Source organism: Bacillus sp. 491mf, from assembly GCF_900112415.1.
Classification (GTDB): domain Bacteria; phylum Bacillota; class Bacilli; order Bacillales; family Bacillaceae_G; genus Bacillus_A.
Map to the genome: position 1 here is coordinate 43,444 of NZ_FOLV01000001.1, position 13,154 is coordinate 56,597.

At 36.1% G+C, this 13,154-nt stretch carries 13 protein-coding genes; 6 read left to right on the forward strand and 7 right to left on the reverse strand.

What is annotated here, in order from left to right:
* The first annotated feature begins 428 nt into the window (after positions 1 to 428).
* The 4 genes from deoB (at position 429) to corA (ending at position 4,799) form a co-directional block, all read left to right on the forward strand.
* Positions 429 to 1,613, forward strand: coding sequence for a phosphopentomutase (gene deoB / locus BM211_RS00255; RefSeq protein WP_035429390.1), 1,185 nt, complete (start codon positions 429 to 431; stop codon positions 1,611 to 1,613).
* A gap of 12 nt (positions 1,614 to 1,625) precedes the next feature.
* Positions 1,626 to 2,447, forward strand: a complete 822-nt coding sequence (locus BM211_RS00260; protein WP_090994573.1) for a purine-nucleoside phosphorylase — start codon at positions 1,626 to 1,628, stop codon at positions 2,445 to 2,447.
* Positions 2,448 to 2,454: 7 nt separating this feature from the next.
* Positions 2,455 to 3,759 (forward strand): pyrimidine-nucleoside phosphorylase, encoded by a 1,305-nt coding sequence (locus BM211_RS00265; RefSeq protein ID WP_035429388.1) that lies wholly within the window; start codon positions 2,455 to 2,457, stop codon positions 3,757 to 3,759.
* Positions 3,760 to 3,836: 77 nt separating this feature from the next.
* Complete coding sequence (gene corA, locus BM211_RS00270; RefSeq protein ID WP_035429387.1) at positions 3,837 to 4,799, forward strand: magnesium/cobalt transporter CorA; 963 nt, start codon at positions 3,837 to 3,839, stop codon at positions 4,797 to 4,799.
* Positions 4,800 to 4,830: 31 nt separating this feature from the next.
* Here corA and BM211_RS00275 read toward each other — a convergent pair whose 3' ends face one another.
* Positions 4,831 to 6,120 carry an NCS2 family permease gene (locus BM211_RS00275; RefSeq protein WP_035429386.1) on the reverse strand — a complete coding sequence of 430 codons (1,290 nt, stop codon included), beginning with the start codon at positions 6,118 to 6,120 and terminating at the stop codon, positions 4,831 to 4,833.
* Between the two features lie 135 nt (positions 6,121 to 6,255).
* Positions 6,256 to 6,915 carry an SIMPL domain-containing protein gene (locus tag BM211_RS00280; protein ID WP_090994575.1) on the reverse strand — a complete coding sequence of 220 codons (660 nt, stop codon included), beginning with the start codon at positions 6,913 to 6,915 and terminating at the stop codon, positions 6,256 to 6,258.
* A 160-nt stretch (positions 6,916 to 7,075) separates the two neighbouring features.
* On the opposite strand from BM211_RS00280, the gene BM211_RS00285 reads away from it, so the two are divergent.
* Both BM211_RS00285 and BM211_RS00290 read left to right on the forward strand, forming a co-directional pair.
* Positions 7,076 to 7,495, forward strand: a complete 420-nt coding sequence (locus tag BM211_RS00285) for a MarR family winged helix-turn-helix transcriptional regulator (RefSeq protein WP_141771576.1) — start codon at positions 7,076 to 7,078, stop codon at positions 7,493 to 7,495.
* 230 nt (positions 7,496 to 7,725) lie between these two features.
* On the forward strand, positions 7,726 to 8,271 hold the full coding sequence (locus tag BM211_RS00290; protein WP_035429384.1) for a hypothetical protein: 546 nt from the start codon (positions 7,726 to 7,728) through the stop codon (positions 8,269 to 8,271).
* Positions 8,272 to 8,283: 12 nt separating this feature from the next.
* Here BM211_RS00290 and BM211_RS00295 read toward each other — a convergent pair whose 3' ends face one another.
* The 5 genes from BM211_RS00295 to BM211_RS00315 form a co-directional block, all read right to left on the reverse strand.
* Positions 8,284 to 9,348: an ABC transporter permease gene (locus BM211_RS00295; protein WP_090994577.1), complete on the reverse strand. Its 1,065-nt coding sequence runs from the start codon at positions 9,346 to 9,348 to the stop codon at positions 8,284 to 8,286.
* A gap of 45 nt (positions 9,349 to 9,393) precedes the next feature.
* Positions 9,394 to 10,476: an acetoin ABC transporter permease gene (locus BM211_RS00300; protein WP_090994579.1), complete on the reverse strand. Its 1,083-nt coding sequence runs from the start codon at positions 10,474 to 10,476 to the stop codon at positions 9,394 to 9,396.
* Positions 10,477 to 10,667: 191 nt separating this feature from the next.
* The gene (locus BM211_RS00305; RefSeq protein ID WP_035429381.1) at positions 10,668 to 11,750 is read right to left on the reverse strand and encodes an ABC-2 transporter permease; all 1,083 of its coding nucleotides are present in this window, start codon (positions 11,748 to 11,750) and stop codon (positions 10,668 to 10,670) included.
* On the reverse strand, positions 11,740 to 12,621 hold the full coding sequence (locus BM211_RS00310) for an ABC transporter ATP-binding protein (RefSeq protein ID WP_035429380.1): 882 nt from the start codon (positions 12,619 to 12,621) through the stop codon (positions 11,740 to 11,742). Before BM211_RS00310 ends, BM211_RS00305 begins: the two co-directional genes overlap by 11 nt.
* A complete protein-coding gene (locus tag BM211_RS00315; RefSeq protein WP_035429378.1) occupies positions 12,587 to 13,006 on the reverse strand; it encodes a GntR family transcriptional regulator in 420 nt (139 codons plus the stop codon). The genes BM211_RS00310 and BM211_RS00315 overlap by 35 nt, the downstream gene beginning before the upstream one ends.
* Positions 13,007 to 13,154: the final 148 nt, after the last annotated feature.

The window sequence follows — 13,154 nt, forward strand, 5'->3', positions numbered from 1 at the left end:
GCCGTTTCGCCCCCCTCGGACGAGGCAAAAAGCACCTCTCCGTCTTTGGCGTGGGCGTCCTGTGATTCTGAGCGAGCCGCTTCTGCTTTTCTTAAGAAGTTAGGTGGGAGATAAACTGCCCGTAAAAGCTCGATTGGTTCAACTAATAATCAGTGGGGGATGAAAAAACCCCCACTGATTAAAGTTTCACTTTATATGTTGAAAAAACCAAAATGGATTTATATATTAGTTTCATTAGCACTTCTGTGAAGAATAGATTACAATAAAATGTGTAGAAAATATGAAATGTGAAAAAATTTATTAAAAAGAAAGCGTGAACATGTTATGATAGCTGTATAAGACGTCTGACATCTGACTTAGAAGAAGAAGGAAGTTTTTACAGCAAATTGAACATACTACATTAGTAGCATATATAGGAGGTTACAGTTGTGAGCAAATATAAACGTATTTTCCTTATCGTAATGGACTCCGTAGGAATTGGAGAAGCACCAGATGCTGAGAAATATGGCGATAAAGGTTCTGACACATTAGGTCATATTGCAGAGCATATGGATGGATTACATATGCCAAACATGATGAATTTAGGTTTGGGTAACATCCGTGAAATGAAAGGGATTTCGAAAGTAGAGAAGCCGCTTGCATGTTATACAAAAATGCAAGAAAAATCTACGGGTAAGGATACAATGACAGGACATTGGGAAATCATGGGCCTATACATTGATACGCCATTCCAAGTGTTCCCAGAAGGATTCCCAAAAGAATTGCTGGACGAGTTAGAAGCGAGAACAGGGCGTAAAATCATTGGGAATAAACCGGCTTCTGGAACAGGGATTCTAGATGAGCTTGGACAAGAGCATATGGAAACAGGTTCATTAATTGTGTATACATCTGCTGATAGCGTGCTACAAATTGCTGCTCATGAAGAAGTTGTACCACTTGAAGAATTATATAACATTTGTAAAATTGCACGAGAGTTAACACTCGATGAAAAATATATGGTTGGTCGTGTGATTGCTCGTCCATTCGTTGGAGAGCCAGGAAACTTTACACGTACACCGAACCGTCATGACTACGCTTTAAAACCATTTGGTCGCACAGTTATGAACGAATTAAAAGATTCTAGCTATGATGTAATTGCAATTGGCAAAATTTCTGACATTTATGATGGAGAAGGTGTAACAGAGTCTCTTCGTACAAAATCCAACATGGATGGCATGGATAAACTTGTAGATACATTAAACATGGACTTTACTGGTTTAAGCTTTTTAAATCTAGTTGACTTTGATGCACTGTTCGGTCATCGTCGTGATCCTCAAGGATATGGAGAAGCATTACAAGAATATGATGCACGCCTTCCTGAAGTGTTTGAAAAGTTAAAAGAAGATGACTTATTACTTATTACAGCTGACCATGGTAATGACCCAATTCACTACGGTACAGACCATACGCGTGAATATGTACCATTATTAGCATATAGCCCAAGTATGAAAAATGGTGGACAAGAATTACCACTTCGTCAAACATTTGCTGATATCGGTGCAACAGTTGCAGAAAACTTTAATGTAACAATGCCAAAATACGGAAAAAGTTTCTTAAACGAGCTAGGTAAATAGGAGGAATATAAAATGAATCGTGAATTAATTACAAAATCTGCAGCATATTTAAAAGGTAAATTTTCAGAAAGACCAACAGTAGGACTAATCCTAGGTTCAGGTTTAGGTGTTTTAGCTGATGAAATTGAAAACGCAGTAGCTGTACCTTACAATGAAATTCCTGAGTTCCCTGTATCTACAGTTGAAGGTCATGCTGGCCAATTAGTATTCGGTACACTTCAAGGAGTGACAGTTGTAGCAATGCAAGGTCGTTTCCACTACTATGAAGGATACGATATGCAAAAAGTAACATTCCCAGTTCGTGTTATGAAAGAATTAGGTGTAGAAACAGTTGTTGTTACAAACGCAGCTGGTGGTGTAAATACATCATATGAGCCAGGCGATTTAATGTTAATCTCAGACCACATTAACTTTATGGGACACAATCCATTAATCGGACCAAATGATTCTGAAATGGGTGTACGTTTCCCTGATATGTCTGAATCTTATAGTAAAGATCTTCGTGCAATGGCGAAACAAGTTGCAGCTGATTTAAATATTAAAGTACAAGAAGGCGTATATGTAGCGATGACAGGTCCAGTATACGAAACACCAGCAGAAATTCGTATGATCCGCACAGTTGGCGGCGACGCTGTCGGCATGTCAACTGTACCAGAAGTTGTTGTAGCGCGTCATGCTGGTATGAAAGTACTTGGTATTTCTTGTATTTCAAATATGGCAGCTGGTATTTTAGATCAGCCACTTAATCATGAGGAAGTAATTGAAACAACAGAGCGTGTAAAAGCAAACTTCTTAGCACTTGTAAAAGAAATTGTAAAACAAATGAAGGGATGAGTTTACAATGAGAATGGTGGACCTAATTGCGAAAAAGCGTGATGGCAAAGCATTAACGACAGAAGAAATTAAATTTATCATTGAAGGGTACACAAATGGTGATATTCCAGATTATCAAATGAGTTCACTTGCAATGGCAATTTTCTTCCAGGATATGAATGAGCAGGAACGTGCTGATTTAACGATGGCAATGGTAAATAGTGGTGACACAATTGATTTATCAGCGATTAAAGGCGTAAAAGTAGATAAGCATTCAACAGGTGGTGTTGGTGATACAACTACACTTGTATTAGGTCCATTAGTAGCTGCTTTAGGTGTACCAGTTGCGAAAATGTCTGGTCGTGGTCTTGGGCATACAGGTGGTACGATTGATAAACTAGAAGCAGTTCCAGGATTCCATGTAGAAATTGAAAACAAGGAATTCATTCGTCTCGTAAACGAAAATAAAATTGCTGTTATTGGACAAAGTGGTAATTTAACACCTGCTGATAAAAAGTTATATGCACTTCGTGATGTGACAGCAACGGTAAACTCTATTCCGTTAATTGCCAGCTCTATTATGAGTAAAAAAATTGCAGCTGGTGCGGATGCAATCGTTCTTGATGTAAAAACAGGTGCGGGTGCATTTATGAAAACGGATGAGGATGCGAAGCGATTAGCAGAAGCAATGGTTCGTATCGGGAACAACGTTGGGCGTAAAACAATGGCTGTTATCTCTGATATGAGTCAGCCGCTTGGTGAAGCAATCGGTAACGCTCTAGAAGTAAAGGAAGCGATTGATACATTACAAGGAAAAGGACCAAAAGACTTAGAAGAGTTATGTTTAACACTTGGAAGTCAAATGGTATACTTAGCTGGACAAGCTTCTTCTTTAGAAGATGCACGTGAAAAGCTAATTGAAGTAATGAACAATGGCAAGGCATTAGAAGCGTTTAAAACATTCTTAGCAGCACAAGGCGGCGATGCTTCTGTTGTTGATGATCCAACGAAACTTCCGCAAGCGCAATATATGATTGAAGTAGAAGCAAAAGAAGATGGCTACGTATCTGAAATTGTAGCAGATGAAATTGGTACAGCAGCGATGCTTCTTGGTGCAGGCCGTGCAACGAAAGAATCTGAAATTGATTTAGCAGTTGGTCTAATGCTTCGTAAAAAAGTTGGCGATAGCGTGAAAAAAGGTGAATCACTTGTAACAATTTACGCAAACCGTGAAAATGTAGAAGATGTAAAACAAAAAATTTACGAAAACATGAAAGTGTCTGCGGAGCACGTCGATGCACCGCAATTAGTACACGGCATCGTTGAAAAATAAAGTGACAATTTGTTCGCGAATTGTGAGATAAAAAAGCTAAGGAGTTTTCTCCTTAGCTTTTTTTGCTTATAATAAGAATGGGTGAAATTATGATAAGAATTTGTGCAGTAACAAAGGAAAATGAAGTATTATATGACGTACCATTAGAAGAAACGAAGCGAGAAGATATCGTATGGTTTTGGTTAGACTTGTGTAAACCGACGAAAGAAGAGTATACATATATTTTACAAGATTATTTTAAATTCCATCCCCTTGCGATTGAAGATTGTTTGGAGTATGTCCAAAGGCCGAAAGTGGACTTTTATGAAGGATATAATTTTTTAGTACTTCATGCTTTTAGCGAAGAGGGGTTAGAGCCTCATGAAATTGATTTATTCGTTAGCGATCAGTTTGTTGTATCTTTTCACTTTTCGCATAATAAGGCGATTGAACGAGCTTGGAATAAACTTGGAGAAAAGCAGCGCATAAAGAGAAGTACTCTTCATGTGACCCATATGATTATTGATCAAATTGTCGATGATTATTTTGCTCCTGTATATTATATTGAAGATCATTTAAATGCTATTGATGATAACTTAACGGGAGATACAGCTGGTACTGTATTAGAAGAGGTATTTGATATTCGCTCTGATTTATCAAAATTACGACGAACAATTGTACCGATGCGCGATTTATTATATCGTATTTTAAATTCAACGCGCTTTTATGGTGCAAGTGACCACGAAATTTATTTCAAAGATATTCACGATCACCTTTTAAAGCTTGCCGAAATGATTGAAGCAAGTCGAGAGCTGACAGCTGATATTCGCGATAGCTACTTTTCACTTAACTCTCACCATATGAATAACATTATGAAGACATTAACGGTTTTTTCAACTATTTTCATGCCATTAACATTTATAGTTGGTGTGTATGGAATGAACTTTGATCATATGCCAGAGTTAAAATGGGAATATGGTTATTATATTTGTTTAGCCGTAATGGCGTTTATAGGTGGCGGAATGATGGTCTGGTTTTATAAGAAGGGCTGGTTTAAATAATAAAACGCCGGGAATTCCCGGCGTTTTTGCTTTAGCCAATGGCATGCAGCACAAACATGGCTAAGAAGAGACATGTGATAACATAAAGCGGTTTTGCAACTTGTTTATGTTTACCAAGTGCTACTTTTAAGATTGGATATGCAATGAATCCAAATGCAATACCATCAGCAATGCTATATGTGAGCGGAATCATAACGATGATTAAAAACGCTGGAAATCCTTCTGAAAAATCATTCAGAGGAATTTGTTGAATGTTTGTAATCATTAAGCCGCCAATAATAATTAAGATTGGAGCGATTGCGCTATTTGGAATTAATTTTACAAACGGCAGTGCAAATAATGAGGCAAAGAATAAACTACCAGTGACGATAGACGTCATACCTGTCTTGCCGCCCGCTGTAATACCAGCAGCACTTTCTACTGTAGAAACAGTTGGACTAGTGCCAAATAGACCGCATGTCATCGCTGAAATTGCATTTGCTTGATAAGCACGAGGGAATTTACGCTGATCTTCTAATAAACCGTGCAAAAGTCCCATGTTTTCAAAAATGAGTACCATACTCAATGAGAACGTTGCGATTAAAAATGGTAAAGAAGTCAATTTCCCAAACGACATTGCGCCAAAAACATCACCATAGTTAGCAAAGGAGAATGAACTATTGCCAACTTGACTTGTATCAACAAGACCAAATAACCAGGAAATTCCGGTTCCAATTGCAATTGTCCATAAGAAGTTTCCACGTACGTTACGAATAAATAAAACTAATGCAACGATAAGAGTAAGCAGTGTTGCTAGAACAACGGGACTGCTTAATTTTCCTAATGCAACAGCAGTATTTGAATTTGCAACGACAAGGCCACCTTTTTGCAAGCCGATAAATGCTAAAAAGAGTCCGATACCAACAGTTATCGCTTCTTTTAACGACTTTGGAATTGCGGCAGAAAGTGTGCGAGCAATTGGTGTAAAAGCGGCAATTGCAAAAATAATACCAGCGACAAATACCGCTGCTAATGCTTCTTGCCAAGTTAAGCCAAGCGTATGCACAGCTGTGTACGTAAAAAACGCATTTACTCCCATACCTGGTACAAGAATCGCCGGTGCATTTGCCCAAAATGCCATTAATAGACATCCGACAAATGAGCTGAATACTGTTGCTAAAATTCCTGCCTCTAGAGGAATGCCAGCATCTGATAAAATGGATGCATTCACAATCATAATATAAACAATTGTGAAAAATGATGTTACACCAGCGAGCACTTCTTGTTTTGGTGATGTTTGATGTAAGTCTAATTTAAATGTTTTCTCAAGAATTCCTTTCATGTTAAACCTTCTTTTTCATATCCCTCTCCCACCCGTGATAACCTTATGTAAGGCCCACCGTCTATTATTATAGCAAAACAAAAGTTTTTTACAACAATAAAAATGAGAACGTTTTCTTTATTGCTAGATATATAGTTACAAATAGGTAAAAACAGCACGTACAGTTGAAATAATTTCGATTTCACCTGATTGAATAGGAGGAGTGCCGCTATGAACAGCGGAATACGCAACAAATTCCCGCGGCATATGAGAAGACTCTTCAACGATAGAAAGAGGAACGGGATTTATATTTAAATTATATGTACTAGCAATTGTCCTTGCTTTTTCTTGCGCGTTTTGCACAGCGAGCATTAATGCTTGTTTGTAATAGGCATTCGGTGCAGAAACACGAAAGACAAGTCCTCTAGCAACATTAGCTCCGTTTGTAACAGCTGCTTCAAATACTTCGCCTGCTTTTTGTACATTGAGCACAGTAATTTCATATAAATGCTCAACTTGATAACCTCGCAATGCAGGCTTTTCGTTTACGATTTCATATTGCGGTGTAATGGTGTAAGAAAGTGTTTTAATATTTTGCTCTGTAATTCCAAGTTGTTTTAAAGAAGTAAGTAAATTAGTAGAAAGAGCAGCATTTTCTGCTTGTGCTTGTTTCACATTTTGATCTTCAGTACGAACACCGATTGTTAAAACGACAACATCCGGTTTTGCTTTCACGACACCTTCACCTTGTACAGTAACCGTTGCTTCCTTGCCATTACGTAACTCATGTGGATAGGGGGGCATGCCCATTTGCATAATTGTTCACCTTCCTTTCTTTATTTATATGAAAGAAGGAAGTCCATTTTTTCTTAAATTTAGAAAAATGGTGGAAAATCTAAGTAGAAAGAAAATATATACAATTGTGGTATTCATGCATTATAATATGTGTAAATATTATAAAAAAGGATCGAGAACAGTGAACGAAAAACGAGAAGCACTTATTTTAAACTTATCTACTTCTTTTCGGAGAATGCTTCGCCTATTACAAAATGATATTAATGAACTTTTTTCTGAATATATGCCATGGAATGAATTTTCTGTACTGCGTGCGTTATATTGGAAAAGTCCGCAAATGGCATCTCAAATTGCAAGTGAAGTGAATGTTACATCCAGTCATATTACAGCAGTTACAGATCGCCTTACTCGTAAGGGGCTTGTAATAAGAAAGCGATCTAATACGGACAGACGTATTGTGTATTTAGAAATTACAGATAGCGGACGAGAAGTTGCTGAAAAATTGGAAAATGTTCGAAAAGAATATTATAGAGAGAAGTTTAAGAACTGGAGCGACGAGGAAATAGAAATAGCATTAGAGCTCTTTGATAGAGTTCTATGAAGATAGAAAAGCAGAGATTGCTTTTCTATTTTTTTTATGTGTAAAAATAAATACAAATTAAAAAATCGCTATAAAACCTTTTTTCTTTTTAGGTGGGCGAGAGCATCTGGCCGTGCATAGTAGCGACTAATATGTTGAAAAGATAAAATGGATTTATTGGGGAATCGTTGCATTGTATAAAAATAGCCTGAAATTCTTATACTTTACGTATATGGAATAGGAGGCATACAATGAAGCGGATTGTTTCTTTTGGCATTATCGGTATTTGTTTATTATGGTACGGAACTGAGATAAGTGCAGCGTCTCCCAATCAAATTGTCCAAAAAGAACTGGAATATATATCAAATCATAAAACCGTTTTATATTCAAAGTTATGGATGCGTTCGATGCAAACGTCTGTATTATTTCATCACAATGATCGCATTCACCATCAAGATACTTTACATAATATAAAACATTCTTCTCTCATCAGCATAAAACAAATGTCACTAACGAAAGCTTCCATTTATATGCCGCGAGTTTCTCAGTATGTATCAAAATTTGGAAAAGAAAATGTACAAGTGTACTATTTAGCTGTGCAGTATGATGTGAAAAAAGAAAATACATATCAAATGAATGGAACGAACTACTTCTTACAAGTATTTGTACAAGAGTATGGAGACTGGAAAATTGCCGAAAGTATTGTTGCACCAACCGATCAAATTGTGACAAACCACGATGGATTTGGGACAGATGAGGAGAAGAACTATAGTGAAAGAAGACAGAAGATAAAATAGCCTCCGAGGAGGCTATTTTGCATATAAAGAAAGTTTATGTTTTAACACTCGCTGTAAAATGACATATGTCAAAATGCCAAACCCGATAAAATACATATAGTGAAGTGGGATAGATGTACTGCCATCAGTGAACACTTCACTACCAAGAAGTCCGAAACAAATGGAAGTACATATTGAAAAATAGATATGAAGTTTTTGATATAGCAATATCTTCCCATTTTGTTCATTTGGTGAACGTGCATATAAGTAGCTTCCTAATGGAAGACAGATGAGAATATAAATTATAGGACTCAATAGTGCCCATGCAGACGGGATATGATGATAAGCAGGTCCCGCATGTACCTCGCCGTATTCATCTTTTATATCTTCTCTGCTTGGATCATAAGTGTAGTCAATTGTAAAATGGGAAAGTGGCGCTACAATACTTGTATTTTCTATATGCATAGAACTTTTATTATAAATGTTATTATATTCTTTTTGTGTAGCCACATGTAATGCAACGAACGGAAACGCAAGCTGAAAAATATAGAGAGGGAAAATTACTATAATATAACTTAGTGCTCCTTGTGAGATCACATTTCCTGTAATCGTTCCAATAAAAAGTGATAATGTGTATACAGCAATGAGCGTAATAATCGTATACACGAAATATAGATGAAATGGTGTAAAAGATTGATACTCGCCATGTATCGTTGTGTTATAGACAATATACATAAGAATCCAACTTATACTTAGTGTACTCACAATATGAACCGAACCAAACAACCATTTTGATAAAAATAAATGTGAGCGTTTAAATGGCATGGACCATAAAAAATCATTTGTTTGATTATGACGTTCCCAGCCTATTAATATGACAGCTAATCCGATTAAAAGCAGGCCAGGGAAAAATGTAGGATTATCTCCGCTCAAGTGATAGGAATAATATGTATCCGTCGTTTCGCGTAAGTACTCAGCTCTGTGCAATGCGTCGCTATAATATTGATAGGGTAAGAAATATAAGGTACTGAACCAGAATAACATAATAATATATTTCCCTTGCTTCCAGTTTCGCATCCATAATGCTTTATGAAACATACCGTTTCCCCCAGTTCATTATATTGCTAGTTTGTAAACTTAAGCTTATCTAGTATTGAAAGAAAACTTCCATTTGAGTAGGCGAGCTACAATTATATAACTAATAATACTTGTTACGAGAAACCCAAAATAGTATCCCCATATTGAATCGTTTCCGCCGAATACTTTTCCTCCGAGTAGTGCAAAACACATAATTGTACAAACAGCAAACGATTTTTGAAGTTTCTGGAATAAGACCATTTTTCCGTTTTGTTCATTAGGAGAACGTGTATATAAGTATGCACCTAAGGGCAAGGATAGCAGAATGACCAAAATTGGACTTAACAGCTTCCAACTAGATGGAATTTGGGAATGATTCGGCTTTTTATTTAAGTTTGATGAAACAATATTGCCATATCTGTCATGTTCGTATTCTGGATGATAATCGAATTCAACTTTGAATTTTGTAATTGGGTTCAATGGACTTGCATGTAAAAAAGCATCATCGTATTTACATTCAAAACAAGTTCTTGCTTTAACAGAATCCCCAGCATGTATAGTGACTAACCCTGAGATAAGTAAAGGAAGACCAAATGGTAAAAATAAGCATATGGTTGCTAGTAGACCGTGCGAAATAATATTTCCTGTGATTGTCCCAATGAATAAAGAGAATGTATAAATTGCAATTAGGACAATTGTTGCATAAAGAAAATAAAAATGAAAAGGTGTAAACACTTGATATGCATGATGAAATGAATTGTTATAGATAATATACATACTAATCCAGCATATTGTTTGTACACTTGAAATATTTATAACCCCAAACAACCATTTTGCTAAGAACATATCTTTTCGTTTAAACGGCATGGCCCATATAAAGTCTATGGATTGTGTATGTTTTTCCCAGCCGATAAAAATACACGCTAGTAATAGTAATAGTACGATTTGTCCAAGGATAGTGCCTTCTAAATTAAATCCATATTGATAATAATGTGTATAATCAGGATTTTTTATTTTTGAAAGATGAAACTGTGATTGAGCTAAACTAAGGTACTTATAGGGAAGCATATATAAACTACTTAACCAAAACAATAAAACAATAAATTTTCCCTGCTTCCAGCTGCGCTGCCACAATGCTTTATGAAACATGTAATTCACCTCTATTTGTATGTATTTGCTTCGTGATTAAAACACCTTGCTGCCTTTCTTTGTTTTAAAATTTTGCGTGTGGCAGGAAAAGGACCTGACCGCTCCTATACATGGCTAGTCCCTCTCTACCATTTTAAAAAATACTTTTCTGAGTCTTTTTCACAGATCGACTGAGTAGTTACAAAATATCGTTATCTTCCACCAAAAGAAAACTTCCATTTTAGTAAGCGAGTTAAAATCATATAACTAATAAACCCTGCTCCTAAAAAGGTTATATAGTAAATCCATAAAGCACTTATTCCAAATGTTCGTCCTGCGAGTAATGCAAAGCAAAGGACTGTACAGCCAATAAACCATTTTTGTAGCTGTGGAAACAATAAGATTTTTCCGTTTTGTTCATTAGGAGAGCGTTTATATAAAATGATTGCTAATGGTAAAAATAGAATGATATAAACGAATGGATTCAGCAATTTCCAAACAGGTGGAATCGATGTTTTCTCCATAGGGTCTACGGTAGGTGATTCTGAAATTTTATGACCGTCACGATCAAATGTCATTTCAGGCTGGTAGCTGTAACTAATATAAAATTCATGGAAGGGTGCAATGATGCTTACTTGTTCTAAGTAATATCTAGTTTTACTCTCAATTTTATATCGATCCTCGGTTGCCCCTCCAGTATGAACAAAGACAAATCCAGATACTAGTAAAATTAAACCGTACGGAAGATATAAAATGACCGCAGTTAAAGTGCCTTGTGAAAAAATATTTCCAGTAATTGTTCCAATAAATAAAGAGAATGTATAAATAGCAATTAGCACAATTGTTAGGTAGATAAAATAAGTATGAAATGGACTAAAATCTTGATAAGCATTATGAAAAGATGCTTTTTTTATTCCCCACATACTAATCCAGCAAACACAATTCACGATTATAATATTAAAAACCCCAAACAACCATTTTGTTAGAAAAATATCTTTTCGCTTAAAAGGCATAGAGAAAAGAAAATCCGCTGATTGATTGTTGCGTTCCCATCCAATTAAAACACAAGCGAGTGCGATGAGCGCAATGCCTTGTATTAGGATAGGTTCATCTAATTGAAAATGATAGGAATAATAATATACATGATTATCCCATTTCATTTTTGACTGTCGAAGCTCTGATTGTGCGGCACTATAATATGCATAAGGAAGCATATATAAACTACTTAACCAAAATAGTAGCAGTACATATTTCCCCTGTTTAAACGTCCGTATCCACAACGCCTTATGAAACATGTGACCCCTCCTCAAAAGCCGTAACGAATACATCCTCAAGTGACATCGGCAGTTCTTCTAATAAGAGTGGCTGCTCCTTATGAAACTTTTCTAACGTAGTTGCTACATTACCTTCGATTAAAACGGTATATACTTTTCCTGTTTGTTGTAAAACTTTCACGTTGCTTAAGTTTTCTAGTTTTTGTGGTAATGAACGTTCATAAGCAACTTGAATTTTTGCATAGCGTGATTTTGTATCGTCTAAAGCTGTGATAGATGCGATAGTATGATCTTTTAAAATGATGACTGTGTCTGCAATTTTTTCAATTTCATCTAAGTGATGTGTAGAAATGAGAATGGTAATTTCGCGTTCGGCTACTTCTTCAATTAAAAATTGCAGGATTTGTCTTTTTACAATCGGGTCAAGTCCGTTTGTGGGCTCATCTAAAATAATGTATTCTACGCCGGTAGAAAAAGCTAAGATCATTGCTAATAATGCTTTCATTCCGCGGGAGTAGCTGCGAATGCGTTTGTCTGGTAAGTTAAAGCGCTCAAGTAACTCATAGAAATAGTCTGAATTGAAATGATGATAGACTGCTTTATAAAATTTTACGATTTCTTTTATTGTGTATCCGCTTAATACATTTGTAGAGTCTGGAACATATACGACTTTTTGTTTCACTTCAGGATGTTTGTGCACATCAATTTCGTTGTATGTAACAGTGCCTTCATCTGGATTTAAGATTCCAACGAGTGTACGTAATAAAGTTGTTTTTCCAGCTCCGTTTCTTCCGAGTAATCCGGCAATGCTCCCCTTTTGTAAAGTAAATGAAATATCTTCTAATATCGTTTGATTATCAATTGTTTTCTTTACATTCGTCACTTTTAACATGAGTATTTCCTCCTAGCTCTTTATAGTATGAATCAATCCAATCATGAATTTTTTCTTTTGAAATACCAAGATACGAAGCTTCTAGTAACAATTGATGGAATTGTTTTTCTACCATAGCAATTTTCCTTTCATCTTGTGCGGGAGTAATGGATTGCGAGACGAATGTTCCTTTGCCGCGCAGCGTTTCGATAATTCCTTGTCGCTCTAATTCTTGATAAGCCTTACTCACTGTGTTTGGGTTAATCACAAGTGAAGAGGCAAGTTCACGAACCGAAGGGAGTTTATCGTTAGGTTCGAGCATCCCTTTTAAAATGAGCTCTTTAACATTATGAACAATTTGTTCCCATATCGGAGTGTTGCTTCTTGGATCTAGTTGAATGTGCAAGAGCAAAGTCTCCTTTCTAATAAAAAGTATGAGTGTACTAATAGGTGTAATACACTTAATACAATATATAGTGCATTATCATTTGTCAACTATATTTTTTAGAAAATTATGGTATAAAAACCCTTCGTTTGGAAAAAATAGGTGTGAT

Coding starts and splice junctions, on each gene's coding strand:
- BM211_RS00295 (WP_090994577.1), bottom strand. CDS start 9,348: ATGTTTCATAAAGCATTATGGATGCGAAACTGGAAGCAAGGGAAATAT.
- BM211_RS00310 (WP_035429380.1), bottom strand. CDS start 12,621: ATGTTAAAAGTGACGAATGTAAAGAAAACAATTGATAATCAAACGATA.
- BM211_RS00290 (WP_035429384.1), top strand. CDS start 7,726: ATGAAGCGGATTGTTTCTTTTGGCATTATCGGTATTTGTTTATTATGG.
- BM211_RS00280 (WP_090994575.1), bottom strand. CDS start 6,915: ATGCAAATGGGCATGCCCCCCTATCCACATGAGTTACGTAATGGCAAG.
- corA (WP_035429387.1), top strand. CDS start 3,837: ATGGGTGAAATTATGATAAGAATTTGTGCAGTAACAAAGGAAAATGAA.
- BM211_RS00305 (WP_035429381.1), bottom strand. CDS start 11,750: ATGTTTCATAAGGCGTTGTGGATACGGACGTTTAAACAGGGGAAATAT.
- BM211_RS00300 (WP_090994579.1), bottom strand. CDS start 10,476: ATGTTTCATAAAGCATTGTGGCAGCGCAGCTGGAAGCAGGGAAAATTT.
- BM211_RS00260 (WP_090994573.1), top strand. CDS start 1,626: ATGAATCGTGAATTAATTACAAAATCTGCAGCATATTTAAAAGGTAAA.
- BM211_RS00265 (WP_035429388.1), top strand. CDS start 2,455: ATGAGAATGGTGGACCTAATTGCGAAAAAGCGTGATGGCAAAGCATTA.
- BM211_RS00275 (WP_035429386.1), bottom strand. CDS start 6,120: ATGAAAGGAATTCTTGAGAAAACATTTAAATTAGACTTACATCAAACA.